Source organism: Nonomuraea sp. LP-02 (assembly GCF_036289125.1).
Taxonomy (GTDB): domain Bacteria; phylum Actinomycetota; class Actinomycetes; order Streptosporangiales; family Streptosporangiaceae; genus Nonomuraea; species Nonomuraea bangladeshensis.
Genome location: NZ_JAXCLK010000001.1, coordinates 6295737 through 6322432 on the forward strand (window position 1 = coordinate 6295737; position 26696 = coordinate 6322432).

Annotated in this window: 28 protein-coding genes and 1 pseudogene; 14 read left to right on the plus strand and 15 right to left on the minus strand. The window is 70.9% G+C overall.

Translation table 11 applies throughout. The features are described from left to right. Position 1 precedes the first annotated feature (1 nt). Positions 2–961 (minus strand): ABC transporter substrate-binding protein, encoded by a 960-nt coding sequence (locus SMD20_RS29550; RefSeq protein ID WP_329587497.1) that lies wholly within the window; start codon positions 959–961, stop codon positions 2–4. Positions 962–976: 15 nt separating this feature from the next. After that, complete coding sequence (locus tag SMD20_RS29555) at positions 977–2548, minus strand: amidohydrolase (protein WP_329587498.1); 1572 nt, start codon at positions 2546–2548, stop codon at positions 977–979. A gap of 118 nt (positions 2549–2666) precedes the next feature. Between SMD20_RS29555 and SMD20_RS29560 the strand changes: the two genes are divergently transcribed. Then, positions 2667–3542 carry a LysR family transcriptional regulator gene (locus SMD20_RS29560; RefSeq protein WP_329587501.1) on the plus strand — a complete coding sequence of 292 codons (876 nt, stop codon included), beginning with the start codon at positions 2667–2669 and terminating at the stop codon, positions 3540–3542. A 48-nt stretch (positions 3543–3590) separates the two neighbouring features. Here the strand turns inward: SMD20_RS29560 and SMD20_RS29565 are convergent, their stop codons facing one another. Both SMD20_RS29565 and SMD20_RS29570 read right to left on the minus strand, forming a co-directional pair. Further along, a complete protein-coding gene (locus SMD20_RS29565; RefSeq protein ID WP_329587504.1) occupies positions 3591–4007 on the minus strand; it encodes a DoxX family protein in 417 nt (138 codons plus the stop codon). Positions 4008–4169: 162 nt separating this feature from the next. Then, positions 4170–5030, minus strand: a complete 861-nt coding sequence (locus SMD20_RS29570) for a universal stress protein (RefSeq protein ID WP_329587507.1) — start codon at positions 5028–5030, stop codon at positions 4170–4172. Between the two features lie 211 nt (positions 5031–5241). On the opposite strand from SMD20_RS29570, the gene SMD20_RS29575 reads away from it, so the two are divergent. Further along, positions 5242–6126 (plus strand): sulfotransferase family protein, encoded by an 885-nt coding sequence (locus SMD20_RS29575; protein ID WP_329587510.1) that lies wholly within the window; start codon positions 5242–5244, stop codon positions 6124–6126. Here SMD20_RS29575 and SMD20_RS29580 read toward each other — a convergent pair. Both SMD20_RS29580 and SMD20_RS29585 read right to left on the minus strand, forming a co-directional pair. Then, on the minus strand, positions 6121–8109 hold the full coding sequence (locus SMD20_RS29580; protein WP_329587512.1) for a sensor histidine kinase: 1989 nt from the start codon (positions 8107–8109) through the stop codon (positions 6121–6123). The genes SMD20_RS29575 and SMD20_RS29580 overlap by 6 nt on opposite strands. Continuing rightward, complete coding sequence (locus SMD20_RS29585) at positions 8106–9356, minus strand: sensor histidine kinase (protein ID WP_329587515.1); 1251 nt, start codon at positions 9354–9356, stop codon at positions 8106–8108. The genes SMD20_RS29580 and SMD20_RS29585 overlap by 4 nt, the downstream gene beginning before the upstream one ends. A 187-nt stretch (positions 9357–9543) precedes the next feature. Here SMD20_RS29585 and SMD20_RS29590 point away from each other — a divergent pair, with 187 nt between their 5' ends. Genes SMD20_RS29590 through SMD20_RS29600 form a run of 3 tightly spaced genes read left to right on the plus strand, consistent with a single transcriptional unit; the run spans position 9544 to position 11992 of the window. Then, the gene (locus SMD20_RS29590; RefSeq protein ID WP_329587517.1) at positions 9544–10131 is read left to right on the plus strand and encodes a hypothetical protein; all 588 of its coding nucleotides are present in this window, start codon (positions 9544–9546) and stop codon (positions 10129–10131) included. Positions 10132–10154: 23 nt separating this feature from the next. Continuing rightward, the gene (locus SMD20_RS29595; RefSeq protein ID WP_329587520.1) at positions 10155–11327 is read left to right on the plus strand and encodes a sensor histidine kinase; all 1173 of its coding nucleotides are present in this window, start codon (positions 10155–10157) and stop codon (positions 11325–11327) included. Further along, entirely contained in the window at positions 11324–11992 is a 669-nt protein-coding gene (locus SMD20_RS29600) for a response regulator transcription factor (protein WP_329587522.1), read from the plus strand. The genes SMD20_RS29595 and SMD20_RS29600 overlap by 4 nt, the downstream gene beginning before the upstream one ends. A gap of 12 nt (positions 11993–12004) precedes the next feature. Here SMD20_RS29600 and SMD20_RS29605 read toward each other — a convergent pair whose 3' ends face one another. The 3 genes from SMD20_RS29605 to SMD20_RS29615 are packed head-to-tail and all read right to left on the minus strand — an operon-like array spanning position 12005 to position 12728. Continuing rightward, entirely contained in the window at positions 12005–12205 is a 201-nt protein-coding gene (locus tag SMD20_RS29605; protein ID WP_329587524.1) for a hypothetical protein, read from the minus strand. A gap of 47 nt (positions 12206–12252) precedes the next feature. After that, positions 12253–12516 carry a hypothetical protein gene (locus tag SMD20_RS29610; protein ID WP_329587526.1) on the minus strand — a complete coding sequence of 88 codons (264 nt, stop codon included), beginning with the start codon at positions 12514–12516 and terminating at the stop codon, positions 12253–12255. Continuing rightward, a complete protein-coding gene (locus tag SMD20_RS29615; protein ID WP_329587528.1) occupies positions 12513–12728 on the minus strand; it encodes a hypothetical protein in 216 nt (71 codons plus the stop codon). The genes SMD20_RS29610 and SMD20_RS29615 overlap by 4 nt, the downstream gene beginning before the upstream one ends. 112 nt (positions 12729–12840) lie before the next feature. Between SMD20_RS29615 and SMD20_RS29620 the strand changes: the two genes are divergently transcribed. Together SMD20_RS29620 and SMD20_RS29625 are read left to right on the plus strand one after the other, a co-directional pair. Continuing rightward, entirely contained in the window at positions 12841–13617 is a 777-nt protein-coding gene (locus tag SMD20_RS29620) for a hypothetical protein (protein ID WP_329587532.1), read from the plus strand. A gap of 83 nt (positions 13618–13700) precedes the next feature. Beyond that, positions 13701–13874 (plus strand): annotated as a pseudogene (locus tag SMD20_RS29625) (response regulator transcription factor); the annotation flags it as partial. Between the two features lie 42 nt (positions 13875–13916). Here the strand turns inward: SMD20_RS29625 and SMD20_RS29630 are convergent. After that, positions 13917–14654, minus strand: coding sequence for an IS5 family transposase (locus SMD20_RS29630; protein WP_329587535.1), 738 nt, complete (start codon positions 14652–14654; stop codon positions 13917–13919). Positions 14655–14814: 160 nt separating this feature from the next. On the opposite strand from SMD20_RS29630, the gene SMD20_RS48420 reads away from it, so the two are divergent. Both SMD20_RS48420 and SMD20_RS29635 read left to right on the plus strand, forming a co-directional pair. Next, complete coding sequence (locus SMD20_RS48420) at positions 14815–15291, plus strand: GNAT family N-acetyltransferase (RefSeq protein ID WP_352356362.1); 477 nt, start codon at positions 14815–14817, stop codon at positions 15289–15291. 43 nt (positions 15292–15334) lie between these two features. Beyond that, entirely contained in the window at positions 15335–16426 is a 1092-nt protein-coding gene (locus tag SMD20_RS29635) for an IS630 family transposase (protein ID WP_329587538.1), read from the plus strand. A 31-nt stretch (positions 16427–16457) separates the two neighbouring features. On the opposite strand, the gene SMD20_RS29640 is transcribed toward SMD20_RS29635, so the two are convergent. Together SMD20_RS29640 and SMD20_RS29645 are read right to left on the minus strand one after the other, a co-directional pair. Further along, on the minus strand, positions 16458–17339 hold the full coding sequence (locus tag SMD20_RS29640; protein ID WP_329587540.1) for a hypothetical protein: 882 nt from the start codon (positions 17337–17339) through the stop codon (positions 16458–16460). A 32-nt stretch (positions 17340–17371) separates the two neighbouring features. Beyond that, entirely contained in the window at positions 17372–17848 is a 477-nt protein-coding gene (locus SMD20_RS29645; protein ID WP_329587542.1) for a glycine-rich domain-containing protein, read from the minus strand. Positions 17849–18283: 435 nt separating this feature from the next. Here SMD20_RS29645 and SMD20_RS29650 point away from each other — a divergent pair, with 435 nt between their 5' ends. Further along, positions 18284–20068 carry a YdcF family protein gene (locus SMD20_RS29650; RefSeq protein ID WP_329587545.1) on the plus strand — a complete coding sequence of 595 codons (1785 nt, stop codon included), beginning with the start codon at positions 18284–18286 and terminating at the stop codon, positions 20066–20068. Next, positions 20010–20837 carry a WbqC family protein gene (locus SMD20_RS29655; protein ID WP_329587548.1) on the plus strand — a complete coding sequence of 276 codons (828 nt, stop codon included), beginning with the start codon at positions 20010–20012 and terminating at the stop codon, positions 20835–20837. Before SMD20_RS29650 ends, SMD20_RS29655 begins: the two co-directional genes overlap by 59 nt. Before the next feature lie 184 nt (positions 20838–21021). Here SMD20_RS29655 and SMD20_RS29665 read toward each other — a convergent pair whose 3' ends face one another. Further along, entirely contained in the window at positions 21022–22365 is a 1344-nt protein-coding gene (locus SMD20_RS29665) for an FAD-binding oxidoreductase (RefSeq protein ID WP_329587550.1), read from the minus strand. Positions 22366–22544: 179 nt separating this feature from the next. Here SMD20_RS29665 and eno point away from each other — a divergent pair, with 179 nt between their 5' ends. Next, entirely contained in the window at positions 22545–23819 is a 1275-nt protein-coding gene (gene eno, locus SMD20_RS29670) for a phosphopyruvate hydratase (RefSeq protein ID WP_329587553.1), read from the plus strand. A gap of 15 nt (positions 23820–23834) precedes the next feature. On the opposite strand, the gene SMD20_RS29675 is transcribed toward eno, so the two are convergent. After that, the gene (locus SMD20_RS29675; RefSeq protein WP_329587556.1) at positions 23835–24299 is read right to left on the minus strand and encodes a VOC family protein; all 465 of its coding nucleotides are present in this window, start codon (positions 24297–24299) and stop codon (positions 23835–23837) included. 108 nt (positions 24300–24407) lie between these two features. On the opposite strand from SMD20_RS29675, the gene SMD20_RS29680 reads away from it, so the two are divergent. Further along, complete coding sequence (locus SMD20_RS29680; protein ID WP_329587559.1) at positions 24408–25226, plus strand: patatin-like phospholipase family protein; 819 nt, start codon at positions 24408–24410, stop codon at positions 25224–25226. On the opposite strand, the gene SMD20_RS29685 is transcribed toward SMD20_RS29680, so the two are convergent. After that, positions 25175–25384 (minus strand): hypothetical protein, encoded by a 210-nt coding sequence (locus SMD20_RS29685; protein ID WP_329587561.1) that lies wholly within the window; start codon positions 25382–25384, stop codon positions 25175–25177. The genes SMD20_RS29680 and SMD20_RS29685 overlap by 52 nt on opposite strands. 112 nt (positions 25385–25496) lie before the next feature. Between SMD20_RS29685 and SMD20_RS29690 the strand changes: the two genes are divergently transcribed. Continuing rightward, positions 25497–26672 (plus strand): cytochrome P450, encoded by a 1176-nt coding sequence (locus SMD20_RS29690; RefSeq protein ID WP_329587564.1) that lies wholly within the window; start codon positions 25497–25499, stop codon positions 26670–26672. Positions 26673–26696: the final 24 nt, after the last annotated feature.

The window sequence follows — 26696 nt, forward strand, 5'->3', positions numbered from 1 at the left end:
CTCACTTACCGCCGTTGATCACCGCGGACTGGACGGCCAGCTTGTCCAGGTTCCACGCGGCCAGCAGCTTGCCGTACTCGCCGCTCGCGATCAGGGAGTCGAGCGCGCCCTTCACGGAGTCGATGAGCTGCTGGTTGTCCGGCTTCATGCCGATGCCCCACGGGCTCTCGGTGCCCTCCAGGGCGAGCGCCTCGATGTCCAGCTTGGGGTCGTCCAGCTTGTACGCCGCCACCACGTAGTCGGTGATGGTCGCCTGCGCCCGGCCGCCGGTGACCTGGAGCATGGCCTCCTGGTCGCCGGGGAACTTCAGCAGGTTCACCGGCTTCTTGCCGGACTTGTCGCAGTCGGCGGAGTACTGCTCGGCCAGCTCCATCGACGAGCCGTTGTCGACCACGGAGACCGTCTTGCCGCACAGGTCGGCCGGGCCGTTGATCCCGGCCGGGTTGCCCTTCTTGACGATCATGCCGGCGCCGGCCTGCACGTAGTCGACGAACGTGACCTGCTTCTGCCGCTCCGGCGAGTCGGTCATGGAGGAGATGACGAAGTCGTAGCGGCCGGTCAGCACGCCGGGGATCTGGGAGTTGAACTCCTCGTCGATGATCGTCACCTTGACGCCGAGCTTCCTCGCGATGGCCCTGGCCAGCGCCGGGTCGAAGCCGATCGCCGTCTTGCCGTCGCTCGCGTACAGCTCCATGGGCGGGTAGCCGATCGAGCTGACCACCTTCAGCCCGTCGGACTTGAGCTTCGCGGGCACCTTGGCGGCCAGGCTCTCGTCCGGCGTGATGGCGTTGATGACGTCGGCGGCCTTCTCCTCGGCGGGCGCCTGGTCCAGCGTCACCGCGGGCGCGGCGCCCGCGGGCTCGGTCCCGGTCGAGCCTCCGTCCAGGGACTGGGCGCCACAGGCCGTGGTGGCGGCCAGCAACGCGCCGGCGGCCAGGACGGTGATGGTACGGATCTTCACGAGGGGGGCTCCTTCTCAGAGGCGCTGCCAGCGGACTTCGCCGCCGACGACGGTGGTGAGGACCTGGGTGCGGAGCACGGCCTCCGGCGCTTCCAGGTAGGGGTCGGTGTCCACGGCGATGAAGTCGGCGAGCATGCCGGGGGCCAGGACGCCCTTGCGGTCGCTCTCACCGGCCGCGTACGCGGCGCCGAGCGTGTGCGCGGTGATCGCCTCCGCCATGCTCAGCCGCTGCTCGGGCTGCCAGCCGCCGGCCGGGGTGCCGTCCGCGCGGGTACGGGTGACGGCGGCGTGCAGCGCGGCCCACGGGTCGGGGCTCTCCACCGGCGCGTCCGAGCCGAAGGCCAGCGCGACCCCGGCGTTGAGCATGCCGCGCCAGGCGTACGAGGCCAGGTCGTGCCCGGCGAGCAGCGCGTCGACCAGCGCGATGTCCGTGGTGCAGTGCACCGGCTGCATCGAGGCGACGACGCCGAGCCTGGCCATCCTGGTCAGGTCCTCGGGGCGCAGGTGCTGGGCGTGCTCGATGCGGTGCCTCAGGCCGGGGGTGGGCCCGATCTCCTCGTACGCGTCGAGGACCAGCCGGTTGGCGCGGTCGCCGATGGCGTGGGTGGCGACCGCGATCCCGGCCGCCGCCGCGGTGCTGAAGATCCGGACGAGGTCTTCGTACGGAGTGACCGCGATGCCGGTGTTGTCGTGCTCGTCGGCGAAAGCCTGGTGCATGTGGCAGGTGTGCGAGCCGAGCGCGCCGTCGCTGAACACCTTGACCGGCCCGGTGCGGAACCAGTCGTCGCCCTGGCCGGTGCGCCGGCCCTCGGCGATGGCCGCCTCCAGGTGGACCGTGGGGATCGCCTTGTGCACGCGGATCTTCAGCTCGCCGGCCTCGCGCAGCTCCAGGTAGGCGGCGCGGCAGTCCTCGCCGTCGATGTCGTGCACGCTGGTCAGGCCGAACGCGAGCAGCTCCTCCTGGCCGGCGCGCAGCCGGTCGCGCAGGTCGCCGGTGACCATGAGGGCGCGCAGCGGGTACGACGCCGACTCGCGCAGGATGCCGGTGGGCTCGCCGTCGGCGTACCTGACGATCTCGCCGCCGACCGGGTCGGGGGTGGTGGCGTCGATCCCGGCCATCCGCAGGGCGGCGGAGTTGGCCCAGACGGTGTGGCCGTCGACATTGGGCAGCGCCACGGGCAGGTCGGGGCAGACCGAGTCGAGGGCGTAGCGGTCGGGCTGGACGGGCGGGTTCCAGATGTTGCTGTTCCACCGGCCGCCGAACAGCCATCCGCCCGGCCGCAGCTTCGCCGCGTGCTCGGCCACCGTGGCGAGGGCCTCGTCCAGGGAGCGCACGTCGCGGAGGTCGACGCCGCCGAGGCTCTGGGCGTACTGGGCGGTGTGGATGTGGGCGTCGTACAGGCCGGGCAGGACGGCCGCGCCGTCGAGGTCCACCAGCTCGGCTCCCGGGCCCGCCGCCTCGCGCACCTCGGCCTCGGAGCCCACGGCGACGATCAGCTCCCCGTCCACGGCCATGGCCTGGGCGACGGGCCGGCCGGTGTCTCCCGTGCCGCCGGTGCGGATGGAGGCGTTGCGAAATACGCGCATGCTCTTGGATCTTCCAGAAGGTTCGAGGGAGTGGTCCGACTGACTGTAGGGGTGGCGAAAACAAGGTCGGAAGCGCTATAAACACGACATTTAGCACCGCTCAGAGCAAGGGATGCTTATGCTGAAGCCCGAACATCTCCGCACGCTGCGTGAGGTCGTACGGTTGGGATCCTTCGCCGCGGCGGCCAACCGGCTCGGCTACACCTCCTCCGCCGTCTCCCAGCAGATGGCCTCGCTGGAGCGGGAGACCGGGGTGCGGCTGTTCGAGCGCTTCGCCCACAGCGTGCTGCCGACCAGCGCCGCCGAGGTGCTGGCCAGGCAGGCGGAGACCCTGCTCGCCGACATCGAGCGCATGGTGGCGACGGTCAGGGAGGTGCACAGGAACAGCGAGCCGCAGGTCCGCCTGGGCGTCTTCCCCAGCATCTGTGACCTGCTGTCGAGCGTGCTGCGGGACCTGGAGCCGGAGGAGCGGTCCGGGATCCGGCTGTCGGTGGCCGAGCCCTCGCAGCTCATCGCGCGGCTGGGCGCGGGCGGCGAGATGGACGCGGCGATCGTCTACCAGGTGGGCAACTCGGGCCTGTCCTGGCCGTCCACGCTGTCGAGGCGGTGGGTCGCCGAGGACCGCTACCGGCTCGTCCTGCCACGGGCCTGGCCCGACCTGTCACCGCACCGGGCCGAGCAGCTCGTGGACCTGCCGTGGATCATGCACCATCCGGGCAGCAGCGACGCGACGCTCTTCGAGGCCCTGCTCGGCCACTGGAAGCTGCATCCGCGCGTGGTCTGCCACTCCGACGACTTCAAGGTCACCCTCTCGCTGATCGGGGCGGGGCTCGGCGCGGCCCTCATCCCGGACCTCGCGCTGCGCGACCACAGCCCGGACGTCGTCGTGGTCGATCTGCCCTGGCTGAACATCAGCCGCAGCATTTTCACGCTGGTCCGCCCCGAACGCGAGAGCGCCCGCCTGCAGACGCTGCTGGACAAGCTGGCGTTCTGAGGCGGGCGCTCTGAGGCGGGCGTTCTGAGGCGGGCGGTTTCGGCGGCCTTACCTGGCGAGTGATTCCTGGGGAGTCCGCAGCGTGGAAAGCGCCCACCGGCCCGGCCCGAGCGCGGCGATGAGCAGGAAACCCCAGCAGAAAAGGGCGGCCTTCTCGCCGCCGTTCTCGATGGGGAACAACGCCTGCGGCTGGTGCACGACGAAGTAGGCGTAGGCCATGGTGCCCGAGCAGATGACGGCCGCGGCCCGCGTGGCCACGCCGAGCAGGACCATGGTGCCGGCGACGAGCTCGATGGCGGCGGCCCACCAGCCCGGCCATTCCGCGAAGGCCGGTGCCGGGCCGCCCTGCGGGCCGCCGAGGACGCCGAAGAGGGTGGCCGCGCCGTGGCAGGCGAACAGCAGCCCCAGCACGATCCGATAGAGGGCCAGGAAAAGATCCTGCTGCTGTTTGAACAGTGATTCCATGAAGGCGTCCTTTCACGAAATGGGAGCGCTTCCAGAAGGGTCAAGAACGGTGCTTCACCATGTCAACTCTGGTCAGTCAGGAAGATCGGCCGAGAAAAGCGGAAGAAGGGCGCTCACTTGGTTTGACGCCATTCCGACAAACATTTCGGGATGGTGAAAATTTCAACCGCCCGCCGTGGGACGGGACCGTACGATCGCCACCGGGCAGGGCGACTGCCGCAGCAGGCCCGAGGCCACGGAGCCGAACCGCCCGTGCGGGCTGCCGACCACCACCAGGGTCGCCTCGGCGACGGCGGCGACCGTCTCCGCCGCCCGCGCGTTCGTGACGCGGAGCTCGACGGTGAGGCCGGGATGCCGGCTCCGCCAGGGCATGACCGTGGCGGCGAGCCAGTCCGCCGACGCCTCCTGGAGGGCCATCGGGTCGAGCGCCGGGTACGTCATCCCCGCCCACGCCACCGGGGGCTGGTGCCAGGCGTGCACGACGAGCAGCGGCAGGCGCCGGACGGCCGCCTCCTCGCAGGCGAATGCGAGCACGGCGTCGGCCTTGCCGTCGTCGGTCACGCCGGCCACGATCGGGCCCGGGTTCGGGGTGCGCGGCAACGCGCCCCTGCCGCGTACGACGATGACCGGGCAGCGCGCGTGGGCCGCCGCGTGGCTCGCCACGGAGCCGATGACCGCCCGCGCCATCCCGCGCAGCCCGCGCGAGCCGAGCACGAGCAGCTCGGCCTGCGCCGACAGCTCCTCAAGGCGTTCGGTCGGCGAGCCCTCGTACAGGTCGCCCCGCACGTCCAGGCCGCCGGCGCCGGTCCGCGCGCAGTCGGCGCCGTGCCACAGCACGTGCTCGGCGGCGCGCCGGAGCGAGTCGCGGCCCCCCGGGTCGCCCTCGCCGTACGGCCACTGCCAGGCGTGGCAGACGGTCAGGGGAAGCCTCCGCAGCTCGGCCTCGTCCATCGCCCAGTCCAGGGCCTGCATGGAGTGGTCGGAGCCGTCGTAGCCGACGAGCACGCCCAATGACTGTTCCACGGTTCCCACTGTGCGCGGACGGCGGCGGGATCAGGCGAGGACACGGTGGCCGCCTCCCGAAAAGCTTGCCCATTCCGTGGCCGCCCTTGGTCCGTGCGCCAGTTCGGTTTTATGCGAGGTTTATCCAGAAGTGGGGCAAGATGCCGTTGTGGCTCCTGCCACGACTTTTGTCGGAAGGGGACACGGGGGTGAAGGGCTGAGCACAGCGCGCATGGGAGTAGTCAACAAGGGTTTCAAACGACGGGCACGACTCCTGCGCGAGGCGCTACGCCCCCCACGGCAGCTCACCGGCACCGCGCCGGGCGCCACCGGGCCGCAGGTCCGGCGCCCGCCGAAGCGGACGCAGGTCGTCGACTACGCCGTTCCGATCATGCCGCGCCTGGTGCGCTCCCCCGTCTTCCTGATCGCCCCGGTGCGCTCCGGCTCCACGCTGCTGCGCATGCTGCTCAACGCCCACCCCCGCGTCCGCGCCCCGCACGAGCTGCACCTGCGCACCGTCGGCGTACGGCTCGCCCCCGGCTTCTCCGAGGCCGCCATGCTGGAGCTCGGGCTCGACCAGGTGGAGCTGGAGCACGTGATCTGGGACCGCATCCTGCACCTGGAGCTGCTGCGGAGCGGCAAGGACGTCGTGGTCGACAAGACGCCGGGCAACGTCTTCGTCTGGGAGCGGCTGAAGTACGCCTGGCCGCACGCCAGGTTCCTGTTCCTGGTGCGCCATCCGATGGGCGTGGTCTCGTCGCTGGAGAACCGCAAGGAGAACACCGCGTCCAGGGAGGCGCTCGAAGCCACCGCGTGCAAGTACTTCAAGCCCCTGGAGCAGGCCCGCCGCACCCTCGGCGGCCTGACCGTGCGGTACGAGGACCTGACCGCGGAGCCGGAGCGGGTCACCCGGGAGGTCTGCGCGTACCTGGGCGTGGAGTGGGAGCCGGCCATGCTCGCGTACGGCGAGCACAACCAGGAGCAGTTCGTGCCGAACCTGGGCGACCGCAGCGACAACATCAAGTCCGGCCGCGTCCAGGCCGCCCGCACCTTCACCGGAGCGGACGGCCTGTCCCCCAGGCTCGCCGGGTACGCCGCGGCGTGGGGCTATTCATGAGTGCGTGAGCGGCAGGGTCGCCGTGACGGTGGTGCCGCCCTCCGGGCATGAGGTGATGGCGCAGGTGCCGCCGATCTCGGCGGCCCGCTCGCGCATCGAGGTCAGCCCGACCCCCGGCGACGGCTCCTCGGGCAGGCCCACGCCGTCGTCGGCGACCGTCACCAGCAGGACGCCGTCGCCGCGGTCCAGCGTGACCACGATCCGGCTCGCGCGGGCGTGCCGGCGGGCGTTGGTGAGCGCCTCCTGGACGATCCGGTACGCGGCCGTCTCGACCCCGGCCGGCAGGTCGTCCAGGGGCTCGCCCGGCGTGCGGATCCGCACCCGGGGTCCCGGGGTGGCGCGGGCGAACTTGCGCAGCGCCCCGGGCAGGCCGAGCTCCTCCAGCGCGGGCGGGCGCAGGCCGTCCACCAGCTCGCGGACCGAGCCCAGCGTGGCCGTCATCTCCTCCCTGAACCGGACCAGCAGCTCGTCCACCGAGTCGGGATCGCGTTCCAGGCGGCGGCGGGCCTCGTCCAGGGTCATGGTGACGCTGGTCAGGCTGGGGCCGAGGCCGTCGTGCAGCTCGCGGCCGAGGCGGCGGCGCTCCTCGTCGCGGGTGGCGGTGATGCGCTCGCGCGAGTCGTGCAGGTCGGTGCTGAGGCGTACCGCGTGCGCCAGCTCGGCCAGGTGCTTGGCCATGACGCGGAGCTGCTGCCGGCTCTGCCGGCCACCGGCGAGCAGCAGGCGGCCGGCGTGCTCACCCTGCCAGACCAGCTCGATCTCGCGCGGCCGGGCGCCCAGCTCGCCGTCCGCGAACGACACCGCTGGTTCCCCTGCCACCCGTACGCCCGCGCCCCGCGCGCCGAGCGTGGTGCGCACGATCGACAGCGCCTCGGCCAGCGCGGCGGCCGGGTCGCCGGCCCGCTGCACGGCGCGGCTGAGCAGGTCGGCCGCCCGGTACGGATCGCGTTCGACGTTGAAGAGCCGGTCCACCGAGCGTTGCAGGCGCAGCCGTACGGGGTGGAAGACCGCGGCCGTGGCGAGGGCGGCGGCCAGCCCGGCGACCGCCCCGTAGTCGCCGGCGACACTGTCGGCCGCCCAGATGAGCCCCGAGTACGTGAGGCCAGCGACGACGGCGAGCGTGCCGTACACGAGGGTGCGGTCGAGGATGAGGCGGATGCCGTAGAGCTGGTGGCGCAGCGCCGAGGCCACGACGGCGATGGGGATGCCGGCCGTCAGGAAGATGCGCAGGCCGATCACGACCGGATCCTCCGACCCCTGGCTGCCCACCCAGTAGCCCATGAAGATCACCATCGCCCAGAGGTACCAGGCGATCTGCCGGCGCACCTCGGGCGTGGCCGCCCGGTACCTGAAGCCCAGCGAGGCGACGCTCAGCAGGCTGAGCAGGATCATGGGGAGCCCGATCCACTCCTCGACGACCTCGGGGATCCGGCCCAGCGCCGGCACCCCGAACGGGTTCTCGACGGGCAGCCCCAGCTCGAACTCGGGGTCGGGGCTCAGCCCGAGCAGCAGCGAGTGACCGACCATGAGGACGAGATGGCCGTAGAGCACCGGCCGCCACCGCTTCGAGGGCAGCCGGCCGTCGGGGAAGAGCAGCGGCATGATCCCGGAGAACGTCGGCACCACCAGGAGCCACAGCCAGAGGGACGGCCAGGCGAGGTACGACGTCAGCGGGCCGGGCGCGTAGGTGTAAGTCCAGGCGGTCAGGGCGAACAGCAGCAGGTAGACCGCCCAGAGCACGCCCGTGCCCCAGAGCAGCCACGGGAACAGCAGCCGCGGCCGGTGCGTGACCAGGAAGGCCCCGGCCGCGGGGAACAGCAGCCCGACCGGGTCGGGGCCGCCGTCGAGCTCGTTCCAGTCGGCGAGCTGCGCGGCGAGGACACTGGTGACGATCGTGGCGACGGGCGCGGCCACCGCCAGGGTCCACACGACGACGAGCAGCGCCCGGCGCGTGGCCGGTGTGCTTCCGTTGGCGGTTGTCATGCGGGCTCCTTGACCGGAAGTTCCACCACGACCTCGGTGCCGCCGCCGGGGCGGGTGTCGTGCTCGTACGTGCCGCCCAGCTCCTCGGCGCGGTGCCGCAGCCGGGCGGCGCCGTCGCGGCGCTGCTCGGGCAGGCCGATGCCGTCGTCGGCCACCGACAGGCAGAGCCCGCCCGGCCGCCGCTCCACCCGGATCAGCGCGGTGGTGGCGCGGGCGTGCCTGCGCACCCCGGCCACCGCCTCGTGCGCGATCCGGTACGCGGCCACCTCCACGGCGGCGGGCAGGTCGCCGAGCGGGCCGGACACCGCGACGTCCACGCGCGGCCCGGGGCTGTCGGCCAGCGTGCGGAGCGCGCCCTCCAGGCCCAGCTCGCCGAGGTCGGCGCCGTCGAGGGCGGGCGGGCGCAGGCCGTACACCAGCTCGCGCACCTCCACGATGGCCTCGGTCATGCGCCGGCGCATCCTGGTCAGCAGCGGATCGACGGCCTCGGGGCCGCCGGCCAGGCTGATCCGCGCCTCGTCCGCGCTCAGCGCCAGCTCGGTGAGGGTGGGGCCGAGGCCGTCGTAGAGGTCGCGGCGGAGCTTGTGCCGCTCCTCCTCGCGGGTGAGGAGCATGCGCTCGCGGGAGCGCCGCAGGTCGGCGCTGAGTCGTACGGCGTGGGCGACCTCGGCGAGCTGGCGGGCCAGCATGTCCAGCAGGGCGGGGTCGGCGGGCTCGCCTGCCACGAGGAGCCAGCCCATCGAGGTGCCCTGCCACTCCAGCCGCAGCACCGTCGGGCTCGCGCCCACCTCACCGTCGGCGACCATGCGGGAGCGCCCGCCGGGCAGCACCACCTCGACCGCGACGCCGGGGGCGCGTAACGCCCTGCGGGTCGCGGCGACGGCGGAGGCCAGCGCCTCGGCCGGCCCCGGAGCCTCCTGCACCCGCCGGTTGACCCGGTCGGCCAGCCGGTACGGATCCCGCTCGATCCCGAACAGCCGGTCCGCCGCCCCCTGCAGCCCCACCCGCACCGGATGGAACAGCGCGCCCGCGACCAGCGCCGCCACCAGCCCGGCCGAGGAGGTGAGCGGCCGGCCGAGCGCGATGATGCCGAAGTAGACCGCGCCGACGACGGCGGTGAGCGTCAGGTAGACCAGCGCGCGGTTCAGCAGGACGAGCGCGAGGCGGCTCCGCCGCATGCCGGAGAGAACCGCCACCCGCACGAGCAGCGGTCCCGCCACTCTCAGCAGCATGAGCTTGATGGTCATGTGTCGCGCACATCATAAATCGCATGATTCACCGCGTCTCCGGCACGCATGGCCCCATGATTGTGGTGGCGCCTTGCGTAGCGGTTGCGGCCCGCCAAAATCGGGGCGGCTCGCCCTCAGGAGTGAGCGGCAGGATCGCTCCCACCGGCGATGTCCCGGACCCCCTCCGCCGAGCACGATGAGCGTCATGAACCTCCGCACCGCATTCATCGCCGCTCCCCTGCTCGTCTTCGCCTACGGCGTGATCCGCATCCTCGACGGGCTCGACGGCGAACGGGGCCCCGGCCTCGCCTGGACCACCGGACACCTCGCCTTCATCGCGGCCCTGCTGCTGTTCGTCCCGATCTACTGGCGCTTGCGGCGGATGGCGGGAGGCGGCGCGCTGGCGACCGCCACCGCGACCGCCGGCACCATCGGCGTCGCCGCACTGGTCGGGCAGTTCGGGATCGACCTCGTCGTCGGGTTCATGGCGGCCGACCACGCCGCCATGAGCGTGCTGTTCGACCAGGTGCAGTCCGTGCCCGGCGTGTCGCTCGCGGTCTACGACGTCCTGCCGTTCCTCTTCTACATCGGCCAGCTCGCCCTGGTCACCCAGCTCGCCGTGCAGCGCCGGATCAAGCTGTGGACGCCCGTGCTGGTGCTGGCCGACCTCGCGCTGCCGTTCGTGGACAAGGACCTCATCCCGCTCGGCGCGCTCTGCCTGCTCGTGTCGTTCGTCCCGCTGGCCCGCTCCTCCGCCGCCGCTCCCGTGCGACCCGCCGCCGCGTACGCATGACACGGGCGGCAGGATGGGATGCCGTGTCCGACGTACGGTTCCTCGTCCCGCTCCGCCGGTGGGCGAACACGCTGCCCCCGATCTGGGTGGACGCCGCCCTGGCCGCGCTGATCTGGGTCGCGCAGCTCTGGCCGTACGTCAGCCGCGACAACCCCGCCGGCGGACCCTGGCACTGGTGGGGGTACGTCGTCGTCACGCTCGCCTCGCTGCCGCTGATCTGGCGGCGGCGCGCCCCGGCCGTCGCCCTGGTGGCCGCGCTCCTGGCGATCGCCTGCTACGACCTCGTGGACGGCGTGGCCGCCCAGCCCGTCTGGTACGGCGCCCTGGTCGCCCTCTACACGGTGGCCGCGACCTGCACCCGACGGGTCAGGATCACGCTGTTCGCCCTCTCGTGCGGAGGCGGGCTGCTGCTCGTCGGCTCGTCCGACACCGCGATCCGCGGCGTGGTGCTGTTCGTCACCGCCTACGCCATCGGCCGGGCGGCGGCCGCCTCCCGCGCCCACGCGGCGGCGCTGGAGGAACGCGCCGCCCAGCTCACCCGCGAACGGCAGGTCGCCGCCGAACGGGCCGCCGAACGCGAGCGGGCCAGAATCGCCCGCGACATGCACGACATCCTCGCCCACGCCGTCAGCCTCATGGTGGTGCAGGCCGAGGCCGGCCCCGTCGCGGTCGCCGCGGACCCGGCCCGCGCGGTGGCCGCCTTCGACGCCATCTCCGCCGCGGGACGCGACGCGATGGGCCAGCTCCGCCGCCTGCTCCAGGTGCTGAAGGAGGAGGAGGGGCCGCGCGAGCCGCAACCCACGATCGACGGGCTGCCCGCCCTCGCCGAGCAGGTCAGGGCGGCCGGGATCGAGGTCGTCCACACCGCGGACGGCGAGCCGAGGCCGCTGCCGCCGGACGCCGAGGTGGCGGCGTACCGGATCGTGCAGGAAGCTCTCACCAACATCGTCAAGCACGCCGGCGCGACCCGCGCCGGCCTCACCCTCACCTGGCGGGACGACGCACTGATGATCGACGTCACCGACGACGGCCGCGGCCGGGGACCGGCGTTCCCCTCCGGCGGCAACGGCCTGATCGGCATCCGCGAGCGCGCGGCGGCCTGCGGCGGCGGCGCCGAGGCCGGGCCGCTCCCCGGCGGCGCCGGGTTCCGGGTCCGCGTCCGCCTGCCGCTTTCGGTTCCGGGGAGGGCGGCGTGAGCGTGCGCGTGGTCGTTGCCGACGACCAGGAGCTGGTACGCGCCGGGTTCGGCATGATCCTCGACGCCCAGCCGGACATCGAGGTCGTCGCCGAGGCGGGCGACGGCGCGCAGGCCGTCGCGGCGGTGCGGGAGCACCGGCCGGACGTGCTGCTGCTCGACATCCGGATGCCGGTCATGGACGGCATCGAGGCCGCCCGGCGGGTCTGCGCGGACGGCTCCTGCCGGGTGATCATGCTGACCACGTTCGACCTCGACGACTACGTCTACGACGCGCTGCGCGCAGGCGCGAGCGGTTTCCTGCTGAAGGACGTACGCCGCGACGACCTCGTCCACGCCGTACGGGTGGTCGCCGCCGGACAGTCCCTGCTCGCCCCTGCGATCACCACGAAGCTGATCGCCGAGTTCACCAGCAGGGCCGCCCGCCCGGCCGGGCAGGTGTCGCCCGAACGGCTGGCGGCGCTGACCACCCGCGAACGGGAGACGCTGCGGCTGATCGCGCGCGGCCTGTCCAACGCGGAGATCGCACAGGCCATGGTGGTCAGCGAGCACACCGTGAAGACGCACGTCAGCAACGTCCTGACCAAGCTCGGCCTGCGCGACCGGGTGCAGGCGGTGATCGCCGCCTACGAAACCGGCCTCACCGTCCCGGGCGACCCGGACTGAGAGGGTTCCGCGCTACTCGGTCTCACGCTTGCGCAGCCTGGTCTCGGCCTGCAGGTTCGTAGCCAGATCGTCCAATGTCTCCCCGCACCGGACGTTGGACAACCCGCCTGCACACGGAACCAAGGTCTTGCGCATGGCCACCCAGCCGCCGGCCAGGTCCTGAATGCGCCACGCCGGGTATTTTCTGATCAACTGCTCCAAGGTCAAGGGCACGGCGGCGCCCCGGCGACCGGCGTGAAGAGCGTGTGAGACTCTCGCAATTAGGCGTAGCGCAGTGCGACGCGGTAGGCGGCCTGAGCGGGGTCGCTGGAGGGGTGCCAGGCGTAGATGACTCGCTGCCGTCTCGCGTCCCACGCCGATCGCCACCAATATCGCCCGCCGTGGCACCACACGACCAATCCGGCCCACACGGACACCAGCGCCAGGCCGTAGCCGTCGTGCACGTCGGCGGGGATGCCCTGAGCGGCGAGGGCATCGGCCAGGGCAGCAGCCTCTGTCTCTGATCGAGATGAAGGGGCGTTCACAGCGCCTGCTCCGCTGCGCGCTGTTCCTTCAACTGCTCGGCGAGTCGGGTGACGTCGTCCGCATCGATCGTCTGATAGAGGCCATGATCCACCTCTCGCTGGGACAGGTGCCGGCCGTTGCGCGTTGCCCAGAGACGGCCGGCAGAACTGCGCCAAATGCACCAACCAGGAAAAGCCGACCGGAGGTCTTCGAGAATTACCGGTGTGGACATGGGAACAGCGTGCTTACCCGGGCGTGACGAACCCACCGCGTTATCAAGACGTCCAGGACGTGACGGAGTTACGCTCCAAACGTCCCTGACGTCCTCCACTTCGAGGTGTACCGTGGCCAACGTCCCCCTGCGTACCGCGATGCTGAACGCCCAGGTCACGAACCAGAACTTGGCCGACCGATGTGGTGTGGACGTCAAGACGGTGGAACGCTGGTTGCAGGACGAAACGCGTATTCCGCACATGCGACACCAATGGGCCGCCGCAGAGGCGCTAGGAGCTGAGACAGCAGTGCTATGGCCAGACGCAATTCGCAATACGGTGAAAACCGGGCCGGACAAGGAAGTCTTGACAGTTTATCCGTATCGCTCCGCATGCCCGAAATCAATCTGGCGCAATCTCATCCACTCGGCACGAAACGAGATCGTGTTCGCCGGTTACACGAACTACTTCCTGTGGCTGGAACACCCGAACCTGGCCAAGGTCCTCAAGCGGAAGGCACAGCAGGGTTGCAAGATCCGGTTCCTCGTCGGCGACCCGGAGAGCGACGTCACCCGCCGCCGTGAGGAGGTGGAGAATGTCCCGCTGACCGTCTCCACCCGCATCCGGATCACGCTGTCGGAGATCGAGCAGCTACGCGACGTCCCCGGAGTCGAGGCCCGTCATGGTGACGAGCACATCGCCATGAGCGTGTTCCGGTTCGACGCGGAAATGCTCGTCACGCCCCACCTGGCCAGGCTCGTCGGGCATGACTCGCCGATGCTGCATCTGCGGCGGTACCAGGACGACGGGCTGTTCGACCGGTTCGCCTATCATGCCTCCGAGCTGTGGAGCAACGGCCGCGACGTGTGGCAGCAGCCCCAGCCCACAGGCCCGACTCCGGGTGACTGACCGGGTGACGATCGGCCCGGACCACCCTGAACTTCACGGGATCGTTCTGGGGCCATGATCCCAGGTAGGGGCGGGTATCAGTGCTGATCGCACGCGGCCTGTCCAACGCGGAGATCGCGCAGGCCATGGTGGTCAGCGAGCACACGGTGAAGACGCACGTCAGCAACGTGCTCACCAAGCCCGGCCTGCGCGACCGGGTGCAGGCGGTGATCGCCGCGTACGAAACCGGCCTCACCGTCCCCGGCGACCCCGGCTGAGGGCCTCCGCGCTACTAGGGCGTGTTTCAGAAGTGGTTGGGTTCACAGCCAGGTGTCGATCACGGCGATGTGGACGGTGGCTTCGTAGCGCACGGCAAGCTTGTCGAATCGGGTGGCCACCGCTCGGTAGCTCTTGACTCGGTTGATGCCGCATTCCACCGCGTGGCGCAGCTTGTACGACTCGGGGTCGAACGCCGGCGGCCGGCCGCCCTGAGACCCCCTCCTGCGCCGGGCGGCGGCTTTGTCGAGCTTGATCGGGATGGTGGCCTTGATGCCGCGCCTGCGCAGGTAACGGCGGTTGCCGCGCGAGCTGTAGGCCTTATCGGCCAGCACCCGGTCCGGCCGGGTACGGGGTCGGCCACCGCCCAAGCGCCGGCTCTTCCTGCACACCGCCCGGCGGCTCAACCTGCAGATCCCCCTTTTCCGCGCCCCGGCGGCGTGCTGATGGGCACGGCAGACGGTGGAGTCGACACTCACATCCCACGTGATCAGTCCGGCCGCGTCGGCCTGAGCCTGCAAGGCGGTCAGGATCCGCCGCCAGATGCCGGCACGCTGCCAGCGCCGGAACAACCCGTAGATCGTCTGCCAGCATCCGTACCGCCCCGGCACGTCCCGCCACGGCGCCCCCACTCGAACCCGCCATCGGATCCCATCGATGAGCTGCCGTTTCGTCCAGATCGGCGGGCGCCCCGGCTTCCGGCCGACGGGCAGCAACGGCTCCAGCACCGCCCACTGAGCATCGGTCAGATCAGCCCGCCCCGCCACCGGTAAGGTGTCCACGAGGTCTCCGTGCAGATGGTCTTCTTGGTCGTTGACTCATCTACCGGAGACCTCATCTTTTGTCGATCTACGGCGCCCCGCAACCGCCACTCAACTCACTTCTGAAACACGCCCTAGTGTCCTGAGTCAGGAGTTCTGTCCATATATGTAGGCTGGGTTCATGACGTGTGATATTCGCGCATACCGAGGCCCAGATGACGCCACAGCGACCTTCGATGTCTTCCAAGCCGCGATTCGCCAAACGGCCTCGTTGGTTTACGGACCGCGCCAGGTGGACGCATGGGCTGGCCCCGCTCGCACCGACCTGAGCGATTGGGACAGGCGGCGGCAAGAAGCGTCGACCCTGGTGGCAGAAGTTGATGACACTGTCGTGGGGTTCACGGACCTGCTGCCGGACGGCTTGGTTGACATGCTGTTCGTTCATCCACGATCAGGGGGCAGGGGTGTTGCACGCGCCCTGCTCACTGCCATCATGCGCGAGGCGCGTGCCCGTGGGCTCACCGAACTGCGGACCTTGGCCAGTCGGAGTGCTCAGCCTGCGTTCGAACGCCTCGGATTCACTGTGGTCGCCCATCGCCCGGACAACACGGTCCGTGGGGTCGTCGTCCCCAACGTAGAAATGCGTCGCCGCCTCTAGCATCCTGAGTCAGGAATTCTGTTCATAACTCTATGCTGGTGTCATGGCGAGTACGGGGCGGCCGAAGGCCGAGCTGGTGTTGTCCGAGGACGAGCGGGCGGCGCTGGAGGGTTGGGTGCGGCGCAGGTCGACGCCGCAGTCGTGGGCGTTGCGATGCCGGATCATCCTGGAGTGCGCGACGGGCGCGACGAACAAGGACGTCGCGCAGCGGCTCGGGTCGACGCCTCACGCGGTCGGGCGGTGGCGGGCCCGGTTCGTCGAGCATCGGATCGCGGGCCTGGGTGACATGCCACGCTCGGGCGGGCCCCGATCGGTGACCGACGAGCAGGTCGCGGCACTGGTGACCAAGACCTTGGAGAGCACACCGAAGAACGCGACGCACTGGTCGACCCGGTCGATGGCCAAGGAGATCGGCATGTCGCAGTCGACGGTCTCGCGGGTCTGGCGGGCGTTCGGCCTGCAACCCCACCGGGTCGAGGAGTTCAAGCTGTCCACCGACCCGTACTTCGTGGACAAGGTCCACGACGTCGTCGGGCTCTACCTGGATCCGCCCGAGCGGGCGCTGGTGTTCTGCGTGGACGAGAAGTCGCAGATCCAGGCGTTGGACCGCTCCCAGCCCGTGCTGCCGATGATGCCCGGAATCCCGCAGCGCGTGACCCACGACTACGTCAGGGCCGGCACCACGACCCTGTTCGCCGCCCTGGAGATCGCATCCGGCAAGGTCATCGGGTCCCTGCACCGCCGTCACCGCGCCGAGGAGTTCAAGAAGTTCCTGATCACCTTGGACAAGCAGACCCCCGCGGACCTGGACATCCACCTCGTGCTCGACAACTACGCCACGCACAAGACGCCCGCGATCCGCACCTGGCTGGTCGCCCACCCGCGGTTCCATCTGCACTTCACCCCGACCGGGTCGTCCTGGCTCAACCTCGTGGAGCGGTGGTTCGCCGAGCTGACGAACAAGCAGATCCGTCGCGGCGTGCACAAGTCCGTCCAGGCCCTGGAGAAGGACATCTGCGACTGGATCTCGACCTGGAACACCGAGCCGCGGCCCTACGTCTGGACCAAGACCGCCGACGAGATCCTCGAACGCCTCGCCGGATGTCTGAACAGAATTCCCGACTCAGGACACTAGGAGCACATACATGCACCCGACGGGCACCCAGTCAGCCCTTTGCCCGCTGATGGGCCAGCCAGGCGCGGCCCGCCTCAGCCGCTCGGGCGCGAGCGTCGCGGATCTCCTTCGGGCCGTAACGGGCCTTGTACTCGCGGAACAGCGTCCACGCCGCGGCGATCCCGGCCACGGCCGGCCGGGGCGCGCTCTTCCATGGCGTGAGCGTGGTCAGCAGAGCATCGACCTTGCCCGGCGCGTGGCCGGCCTCGACGAGTCGGGGCGCGAACAGGGCGGCGTCCAGCCAGGCCGCGCCACGCGCTGCGAATGACCAGTCCACGACCTTGACGCGCTGACCGGCGACGAGAAGGTTGCTCGCGCTGAGGTCATAGTGCAGGAGCGTGTCACCGCGCAGGTGCGCCGGGTCGAGGCCCTCGAACGCCTCCTCGAACAGCTCCCGATCGGGTAGCTCACCGATCGGTCCGTCGAGCAGAGCCCGCCCCTTGGTGACCAGCACTTTGACATTGTCGGACACCGGCATCGCACCGTTCGGGCACGGTGTGAGGATCGCGCCGAGCAGTGCCATCGTGTCGAGCACCGGAGCCAGGTCCGGTGATGCGGGCGACAGGTCGGCATGGCGGGTGTTGTCGCCGACGTACTCCCACACCGCCGCGTGCCATCCGCCCAGGGTGTCGGCCCAGAGCATGCGCGGGGCGGGGGTGTCCTTGGGGAGGTTCTCGCCTGCCCACCGCTCCCGCAGGTGCAAGCGCGCGGCCTCGTGGGTGCGATCGATGGCCTTGAGGAACACGTGCTCGCGGTCTCCGCGCTCGATGTCGAGGCGTGCGACCACGCCCGGCATGATGCCGCCGGTCATCGTCTCGGCCTTGAGGACCGTGCCGAACTGCGCTTCGACGGCGTTGATGATCGAGTCGGGCAATTCCTCCCATGCCGTACGGGGTGCGCGGGCGTTCATGCGGTAATCCCTTCGGGGCTCGGGTCGTCGGCGCAGCCCTGGTAGCACTGGCTGCATTCTCCTGCGGTCAGCCACAGCGCTGGGTCTACGGTCAGACCGAGGTCGCGCATGGCGTTGATGCTGTCGCCCAGCCTCGCCGTGAACGCCGCCTTGTCGTTGCCGGGCTCTTCCGGATTGTGGTGGAGGAATCGGCCGGCGACGCGCTGGCACCAGTCGGCGTAGTTGTGCGTGTCGAGGATGAACGTGTGCCATCCGAGGTCAACCTCGGGCGACGGGGTGAGGCCGACCCCGGGGTTGCGGGCGCAGGCGTACAGGAACAGGAGCGTCTGCTCGATGATGCGGCCGGCGTACTCGGCCGGCTGGTTGTGCTGGTGTGCGACGCGGGCCGTGAGCTGGTCGAACAGGTCATCGTCGATCAGGTCGGCGGCGAGGACGTCGGCGGGATGCGTGCCGTCCGTCGTCAAGATGCTCATGTGCTTGGTTCTCCCATCGGGTGTGGTTCTGCCCTGCGGTGCGGTGTTGGTCGGGCTTTACCGTCCTTTCGCTGAGGCGGGGACGCGGAACTTGTGGGTGGCGCAGGACGGGCATGAGTGGTAGCAAGGGTCGGGCTGGGCGGCGACGAGGTGCCCGACCTGCGCCAGGCGTGCGGTACGGCGGGGAAGACGACACCGGGCCGTCCGCCGAGTGGTGCAGCCGTAGGTGGTCGTAGACGATCGGGCCGTCCACTTCGTGCTGCTCGGTGAGTGACCACAAGGTAGCCGCCTTGCCTTGCTGGGGCTGATGACCTGCTCTTCGAGCATGACCAGCGCTGACCTGCCTGGATACGGTCCGCTGTGGCACTTCTGTTGCACTTCCGTGGGCTCTCGGTACCTCTCCGTGCTTCCATGGCCGTGGAAGGGAGCAGCGTCGTGACGACCGTGCATGAGTGGACTGGCCTGGAAGCCCGTGCGCTGCGGCTTGCGCTGCGAATGAGCGTGCGTGCCTTCGCCCAACACCTCGGCGTAGCACCCCGGACCGTGGCGAAGTGGGACCACTTCGGCTCCTCCACAAGGCCGCGGCCGGATACTCAGGCGATCCTGGACACCGCGCTCGCTCGCGCGAACTCGGCGACCCACCTGCGGTTCGAGACCTTGCTGCTGGAACTCGGTCAGGGCACGGAACAGGGGCTCAGGGTCACCCGCGTAGGACCACGAGCATGGGAGTACGAGACGTGGACGGACGACCTCGACCGGGCCGTGGTCGCTCTCGGCCGCCAGAGCTTCAATTACGCCGCAGACCTGCTGAACCGATGGCTGGCCCGCTACGACCCGCATGCCCTGGACGACAACGGTCTCTACCTGTTCGCACGATCCACGACTTTGGTCGGCGACCTGCAGCGCGACCAGGGCGCGGTGACCGGCCCGCTTTCCGCGCGCCGCTCCTACCTCAACGCTCGCTCTATCTACACTCAGCTCGACATCCCGCGCCGCGTCGCCCAGCTCGATCTGTCGCTCGCGGTCGTCGCCGAGATGTCGGGCCAACTGAACGAAGCCGCCCAGGAGTACGAGGTGCTGGCCGTCGACGACCGGCTCTCGCCGCGCGACCGGGCACGCGCCCGCTTGTGGGTCGGGACCGCCCTGAGCAAGAACGGTAAGAACGACTACGCCGCCCGGCTGATGACGACCGCCATCCGGGAGTTCGAGGACATCGGCGAACCCGAGGACTGGTCGGTCGCGCACCAGAAACTCGCCCTGGCTCACCGCGGCGCGGGGGACCTGGCGGAGGCCCTACGCCTGATCGACCTCGCTCGGGCCACCGCCGTCACCGATGCCCCCATGCAACGGGTACGGCTGGAGACGGCCTACGGGCACATCCTGCTTTCTGACCGGGACACCGTGAATGATGGGCTGGTGATCCTCGACCGTGCCGCGCGAGAGGCGGCACAGCACGGGCTCGCGCACCAACTGCGCAGCATCGAAGGCATCCAGCGAACCCACCAGGGGAACGTCCGTCCTCCCCTCCCACGGCGACCAGGGAGCAGCCGAGTGAGCGTCAAGCAGCAGGTCATCACCGACGAGCAATGGCGGCACGCCCGCACCGCCTGGGACTACCACCAGATGCACCACGACCTGCGCCGGTGCGATGTGGCCATCGGCCTGGGTAGCCATGATCTCGGCGTCGCGCGTGCGGCCGTCGGGCTGTACCGCGCCGGATGGTTCCCCCTGCTCGTCTTCACCGGCGCCACCAGCCCCACCACCGCAGCCCGGTTCCCGCGCGGCGAAGCCGTCCACTACCGCGAGCACGCCGTGGAACTCGGTATGCCCGACGAAGCGATTTTGCTGGAGCCGAACGCGACCAACACCGGGCAGAACATCAGCCTGTCGCGGCAGGTCCTCGCGGACTCCGGAGTCGAACCTGCGTCGGTATTGCTGATCTCCAAGCCGTACATGGAGCGCCGCGCCTACGCCACCGCCCGGAAGGTATGGCCGGAGGTCGAGGTGGTGTGCGCCTCCGAGCCGCTGGAGTTGGACGACTACGTCAGCTCGATCGGTGATCCAAAGCTGGTCGTCGACATGCTCGTGGGCGACCTCCAGCGCGTGATCGAGTACCCAAAGCTCGGCTACGCCATCGAGCAGCCCGTACCAGGAGAGGTTCATGACGCCTATCAGGCTCTTCTCCGCGCCGGATTCGACAGCAGACTTCTGTCGTCCTGACCTGCCGTACGGCGAGGTGTGCGCGATCCACCAGCCGAACCTCTTCCCTCGGCTCTCGACCTTGGCCAAGCTGTACGCCGCCGACTACTGGATCGTCCTGGACGACGTCCAGTTCACCCGGCGCGACTACCAGCACCGCACGCGCCTCGGCTCACTCGACGGCTCGGGACAGGCGCAGTGGCTCTCCATAGCGACCCACCTGCCGCACGGCCGCTCGACGTCCATCCGGGGAGCTCGTCTGGCCGACCCCGCGCGCTGTCGGCGTCGCATCGCGCAACTCCTCGCCGACCACTACCGGCGCAGTATCCACTGGCCGCCGTTCAGGCAGCGGCTCGAATCTCTCCTTGCCCGGTTCGAGAGCACCGACCGGCTGGTGGACGTGACCGAGTTGTCCACGCGCCTGCTGCTGGAACAGGTCAAGTGGCCGGGGCGGATTCTCCACAGCAGCGATCTGTTTGCACGGGGCGGGCGGTCACAGCGGCTCGCCGACCTCGCGTGGCTGACCGGCGCGACGACGTACCTGTGCGGGACCGGAGGCATGCGGTACCTGGAGCCGCCCGCGTTCCAGGTTCACTCGATCGAAATCCTCCCGTTCCGAACCCCAGCGTCGGGCATTTGGGAATCGGCTCGCGAGATGAGCGCCATACACGCCCTGATGCTTGCCGGCCCGCATGCGCTGCGGCAGGAGTTCGAGACGCTGAAGGCGCGGGTGCTGGCGGGTGAGCCCACGAGGTCCAGCGGGGCCGCTAGCGAGCCAAGTGCGCTCTGAGTCAGGCATCCGCTGGCGACCTCCGAGCGCTCTCGGCTCCCAGCGGGCTTCCCCGGTGGATCGCCGATGTCGAGCCGGGCTCGGTCCACGATCTGACCGCCGCTCGCGCGCATGTGCTGGGGACGTTGTGTGTTTGACCCAAAGAACGGCCGGGTCGCCGGGCGACGGCGACCCGGCCGGAGGCTCAGCCGAGGACCGGGAAGTTGGAGCGGAACACGCCGTGCGGGTCGCGGGCGCGCTTGATCGCGCGCAGCCGCTCCAGCGTGGCGGCCGGGAAGGCCGCCGCGGCCGACTCGCCGTCGCCGAGGAACGTGAACGGCTTGAACCCGGTGGTGTGCGCCGCCATCGCCCCGGCGATCGCGCCCATCCTGGCCGTCCCCGCCGCCGCCAGCTCGGGCACCGGCGCAGGGGCGATCATGCTCAGCAGGTACGGCTCCGCCAGGTGCCCGCAGGCGCCCCCGTCCGCCTGGGGCCGGGCCAGCGCGCCGCCGAGGTGGCGGACCTGGACCGTGGCCAGCGGCGCGACGCTCTCGGCCGTCGCCCCCAGCAGGGCCGTCACGGCGTCGTCGCCGAGGTCGGTCAGCAGCTCGCCGCGCGACAGGACGGGCATGGGCTCGGTCGGCTCGGCGCAGATGGCGCCCAGCTCGCTGACGGGCAGCTCGCCGCGCGTGTCCAGCAGCGCGCCGGGCACCGACTCCAGCGGGCGTACCAGCTCGCGGCCGGCGGCGGCGTCGCCGAGGAAGGTGAGGTCGACCATGACGGCGGCGAGGCCGCGCAGCGGCTCGGGCACCTCGGGGAAGGGCGGGAACTGCGCGAGGGTGAACCACAGGCTCAGCTTCTCGGGCGCGTTCGCGGTGATCTCGCGGAAGGCGGCCATGACCTCGGCGGCGCGGGCGGCGGGCCACAGCAGGCGGCCGCCGTACAGGCGGGACGCGGGGAACAGCTCCAGCTCCAGCGCGGTCACCACGGCGAAGTCGCCGCCGCCGCCGCGCAGCGCCCAGAACAGCTCGGGGTCGGAGTCGGCGGTGACGCGGGACGTGGCGCCCTCGGCGTCCACGATCTCCAGCGCGCGCACGGCGTTGGCGGCCAGTCCGCGGGCGCGGCCGTACCAGCTGAGGCCGCCGCCCAGGGTGTAGCCGGTCACGCTGACCACGGGCGAGCTGCCCGCGGGACCGGTGAGGTCGTGCTTGGCGGCGGCGGCCAGCAGCTCGCCCCACGAGGTCCCCGCCTCGACCCGCGCCACGCGCTCGTCGGGGCGGATCTCCACGGTCCGCATCCGGGACGTGCGGATCAGGACCTCGCCGTCGAGGCCGCTGGTGGCGCCGTGGCCGCTCGGCTGCGTGGTGACGCGGAGCCCGGACGCGGCGGCCTGGCGTACGACGGCGGCCACGTCGGCGGCGCCCTCGGCCTCCACCACGACGGATACCCGCTGCGGCACCGCGCGGTTCCACGGCAGCGCCGCCTGCTCGAAGCCGTCGTCGCCGGCGGAGAGCGTCAGCCCGCGCAGCGCCCTGTCGTCGATGGTCATGTGATCCCCCTGTCGTGGCGGTGTTGTCGATCGCCAAGGGTGGACCACAGCGCTAAACGATGGGTTGGATGTGACTTGTGCCGGACTTGTCCAAGAGAGTCAGGTTGATCTGCCCTATGTACGTGCCGACGACCATGACACCGTCGTAGGGACGGTGACGCACCGAATCTGGAGGAACCGTGTGCGCGTTCCACATCATCGACCTGGGCGCCATGCAGATCCTGGACTCCCGCGGTCGCCCCACCCTGTCGGTCACCCTCACCCTGGCCGGCGGCGCGACCGGGTGGGCCGGCGTTCCCTCCGGCGCCTCCACCGGCGCCCGCGAGGCCGTCGAGCTGCGTGACGGCGACAGCGGCAGGTACGCCGGCGCCGGCGTGACGCGAGCCGCGGCACGCATCACCGGCACCATCTTCCACCGGTTGAAGGGCCGGCCGTGGTACTCGCTCGCCGACGTCGACCAGGCCCTCATCGAGCTGGACGGCACGCCGGACAAGAGCCGGCTCGGCGGCAACGCCACCGTGGGCGTGTCGATGGCCGTCGCGCGGGCCGTCGCGGCGGCGCACGGACAGCAGTTGTGGGAGTTCCTGTCCCCGTCCACGGTGCGGCCCAGGATGCCGGTGCCGCACTTCAACATGGTGAGCGGCGGCATGCTCGCCTCGAACCAGCTCGACTTCCAGGAGTTCATGATCGCCCCGATCGGCGCGCCGTCGATGGCCGAGGCCGTACGGGCCGGGGTCGAGATCTACGCCGTGCTGCGCGCGTACCTGGCCGCCGCCGGCCGGCCCACCGGGCAGGGCGACGACGGCGGCTTCGCGCCCGACTTCACCCGCCCCCGCGAGGTGCTGTCGGCGCTGATGAAGGCCATCGACGACGCCGGCTACACCGCCGCCCGCGACCAGGTCGCCATCGCGCTGGACCCGGCCGCCACCCGGTTCCGCCGCCCCGACGGCGCCTACGAGGTGGCCGGCGAGCGGCTGTCCGGCCCCGAACTGATCGAGCTGTACGCGGACCTCGCCGCCGACTTCCCCATCTGGAGCATCGAGGACGGCATGGCCGAGGACGACGCCGACGGCTGGCGGCGGCTCACCGAACGGCTCGGCGAGCGGCTCCAGCTCGTCGGCGACGACGTGTTCTGCACCAACCCCGCCGTCATCGAGCAGGGCATCGCCGGCAACATCGCCAACGCGGCGCTCATCAAGGTCAACCAGGCCGGCACCGTCACCGAGACGCTCCAGGCCATGGACCTGTGCCGCAAGCACGGTTACGCGCGCATGGTCTCCCACCGCTCCGGCGAGACCGTGGACGACTTCGCCGCCGAGCTGGCCGTGGCCACCGGCTGCGGGCAGTTCAAGGGGGGCGCGCCGGCGCGCGGCGAGCGCGTCATCAAGTACAACCGGCTGATGCACATCGCCGCGCAGCGGCCCGACCTGCCGTACGGGCTGGCCGAGCGGTGAGACGCCCTCCCTTCGTCAGCCCGCCGCGGCGGCCTCCTCCAACGCCCGGATGTCGATCTTGCGCATGCCGAGCATCGCCTTCATGGCGCGCCCGGCCCGGCCGGGGTCGGGGTCGGAGATCAGCTCGGGCAGCCGGCTCGGCACGATCTGCCAGGACAGGCCCCACCGGTCCTTGAGCCAGCCGCACTGCGACTCCTCGCCGCCGTCCGCGGTGAGCCTCGCCCACAGCTCGTCCACCTCCTCCTGCGTCTCGCAGTCCACGTACAGCGAGACCGCCTCGTTGAAGGTGAAGTGCGGGCCGCCGTTCAGCGCGAGGAAGCGCTGCCCGGCCAGCTCGAACTCGACCAGCATCACGGTGTCGGCGTCGCCGTTGCGCTGCACCCGCACGATCCGCGAGCCGGCGAACAACGAGGTGTAGAAGGCGGCGGCCTCCTCGGCCTGGTTGTCGAACCACAGGTACGTCGTGATCTTCTGTGTCATCGTCGAGACCCTTTCACTAGCCTGTATGGCGTTTCGTCAGCAATGCGTCGAACGGGCTCCGGCCGGATCGACACGGCGGCCGACATTTTTTTCGCGGGGAGTTCGCACATGAACAGAAGAGCATTGGTGCTGGGCGGCGGCGGGGTAGCCGGGATCGCGTGGCTGACCGGCCTGCTGGCCGCGCTGGCCGACGCGGGCGTCGACGTGACCGCCGCCGACCGGATCGTCGGCACCTCGGCGGGCGCCACGGTGGCCGCCCAGGTCACCTCCGGCCTACCGCTCGCCGACCTGCTGGCCCGGCAGGCCGACCCCGCCCTGCAGACGCCGGAGCTGACGAGCGGCGTCGACATGCCGGAGCTGTGGACCCGGTTGCAGGCCGCGTACGGCAGCTCGCCCGACCCGGCCGAGCAGCGGCGCAAGGTCGGCGAGCTGGCCCTGTCGGCCTCGACGGTGGCCGAGGCCGAGCGTCGGGCGGTCATCGAGGCCCGGCTGCCGGTGCACACCTGGCCGGCCCGCGACCTGGTGATCACGGCGGTCGACGCGCACACCGGCGAGCCGCGCCTGTTCACGCCCGAGTCGGGGGTGGAGCTGGTCGACGCGGTGGCGGCCAGCTGCGCGGTGCCCGGCGTGTGGCCGTGCGTACGGATCGGCGGGGCGGCGTACACGGACGGCGGGGTGCGCTCGTCCACCAACGCCGACCTCGCGGCGGGCTTCGACCCGGTGCTGGTGATCGCGCCGATGGCCGAGCTGGGCGAGCCGTCGTGGAGCGGGCTCGGCGGCGCGGTCGAGGTGATCGAGCCCGACGAGGCGTCGCTGGCCGCGTTCGGGACCGACCCCCTCTCCCCCGCGTCCCGCACCCCGAGCGCCGAGGCCGGCTACGCCCAGGGCAAGGCCGCAGCGGCCAGGGTGGCGTCCTTCTGGGGGTGACCACCACCCGCGCCATTGCCGCGCTCGATCCACGTGAGCACGGCCACATAGGCCCGGCCATCGTCGACGCCGTCCGCGCCGTACCCCGCGACCAGTTCATCCCGGACCTCGACATCATCCGGGATGACGCCGACGAACCACGCCTGATCGACCGCCACGCCGGGCTCGCGGACCCCGGGGGGCCGGGGCCGTTGCCCGGCTCGGGCACGGTTGCGAAGCTGGAGCGACAGCACCCGTCATCGGCCTGTGCTCCTACTCGATCGAGGTCACGTGAGCGTCATCTACAGCCCGTACGACTACGCCATGCACGATGATCCTTACCCGACGTACGCCCGGCTGCGGAAGGAGGCGCCGCTCTACCGCAACTCAGAGCTCGACTTCTGGGCCCTGACCCGGCACGCCGACGTACACGCCGCCGGCCGGGACCCCGCCACCTACAGCAACAGCCACGGAGTCAGCCTGGAGTTATGGTCACCGGAGATGGCGAAACGCCAGTCGTTCATCGCCATGGACCCGCCCGAGCACAGCCATTTCCGCGCGCTGATCTCGCGCGGTTTCACACCGCGGCGCGTCGCCGAGCTGGAGCCGTTCGTCCGGCGGATCACGCGGGAACGGCTGCGCGCCGTGCTCGACGCGGGCGGCGACTTCGACTTCATTCACCTCGTGCAGGACATCCCCGCGGACGTCATCAGCGAGCTGGTGGGCGTACCGGCGGCCGACCGCGCGCAGATCCTCCGCTGGTCGAACGAGAGCCTGCTCCGTGAAGAGGGCTCCGGCGCCATCACGCGGGCTTCGGCCACCGCCACGCTCAATCTCGTCGGCTACTACCAGCAGCTCATCGCCGACCGTCGCGCTCGGCCCGGCGACGACCTGGTGTCCGCGCTCATCGCCGCCGAGATCGACGCCGTCGGGCTGTCCGACGCCGACATCGGCGCGGTGCTGCTCCTGCTCGGCATCGCCGGGAACGAGTCCACCACGAAGATCCTGGGCAACGCGTGGCTCCAGGCGGCCCGTCACCCCGACCAGCGGCGCGTTGTCTTCCTCAGCCCCGCGCGGATCGGAGACTGGGTGGAGGAGACGCTGCGTCACGACTCCTCCGGGCAGATGGCCGCCCGGCTCGTCACCCGCGATGTCGAGCTGCACGGCACGGTGGTGCCGGCCGGAGCCCGCATGCTGCTGATCTACGCCGCGGCCAACCGCGACCCCGCGGTCTTCCCCGACCCGGACGTGTTCGACCTTGACCGGGACCGCTCCCGCACGCTCGCGTTCGGCACTGGGCCGCACTTCTGCCTCGGGGCGAGCCTGGCCCGGCTGGAGACCCGGATCGTGCTGGAGGAACTGGTCGCCGCCGTGCACGAGGATTATCAGGTGGGCGCTCCGGTCCGGGTGCACCACCCGAACATTCACGGCCTGTCCGGCCTGCCCACCAGCGTCAAAGCCCGCTGATCGCCCGGCGACCCGCTCGGGCAG

Coding starts and splice junctions, on each gene's coding strand:
- SMD20_RS29555 (WP_329587498.1), bottom strand. CDS start 2,548: ATGCGCGTATTTCGCAACGCCTCCATCCGCACCGGCGGCACGGGAGAC.
- SMD20_RS29560 (WP_329587501.1), top strand. CDS start 2,667: ATGCTGAAGCCCGAACATCTCCGCACGCTGCGTGAGGTCGTACGGTTG.
- SMD20_RS29565 (WP_329587504.1), bottom strand. CDS start 4,007: ATGGAATCACTGTTCAAACAGCAGCAGGATCTTTTCCTGGCCCTCTAT.
- SMD20_RS29575 (WP_329587510.1), top strand. CDS start 5,242: ATGGGAGTAGTCAACAAGGGTTTCAAACGACGGGCACGACTCCTGCGC.
- SMD20_RS29580 (WP_329587512.1), bottom strand. CDS start 8,109: ATGACAACCGCCAACGGAAGCACACCGGCCACGCGCCGGGCGCTGCTC.
- SMD20_RS29585 (WP_329587515.1), bottom strand. CDS start 9,356: ATGACCATCAAGCTCATGCTGCTGAGAGTGGCGGGACCGCTGCTCGTG.
- SMD20_RS29590 (WP_329587517.1), top strand. CDS start 9,544: ATGAACCTCCGCACCGCATTCATCGCCGCTCCCCTGCTCGTCTTCGCC.
- SMD20_RS29615 (WP_329587528.1), bottom strand. CDS start 12,728: ATGTCCACACCGGTAATTCTCGAAGACCTCCGGTCGGCTTTTCCTGGT.
- SMD20_RS48420 (WP_352356362.1), top strand. CDS start 14,815: ATGACGTGTGATATTCGCGCATACCGAGGCCCAGATGACGCCACAGCG.
- SMD20_RS29635 (WP_329587538.1), top strand. CDS start 15,335: ATGGCGAGTACGGGGCGGCCGAAGGCCGAGCTGGTGTTGTCCGAGGAC.
- SMD20_RS29645 (WP_329587542.1), bottom strand. CDS start 17,848: ATGAGCATCTTGACGACGGACGGCACGCATCCCGCCGACGTCCTCGCC.
- SMD20_RS29655 (WP_329587548.1), top strand. CDS start 20,010: ATGACGCCTATCAGGCTCTTCTCCGCGCCGGATTCGACAGCAGACTTC.
- SMD20_RS29665 (WP_329587550.1), bottom strand. CDS start 22,365: ATGACCATCGACGACAGGGCGCTGCGCGGGCTGACGCTCTCCGCCGGC.
- SMD20_RS29675 (WP_329587556.1), bottom strand. CDS start 24,299: ATGACACAGAAGATCACGACGTACCTGTGGTTCGACAACCAGGCCGAG.
- SMD20_RS29680 (WP_329587559.1), top strand. CDS start 24,408: ATGAACAGAAGAGCATTGGTGCTGGGCGGCGGCGGGGTAGCCGGGATC.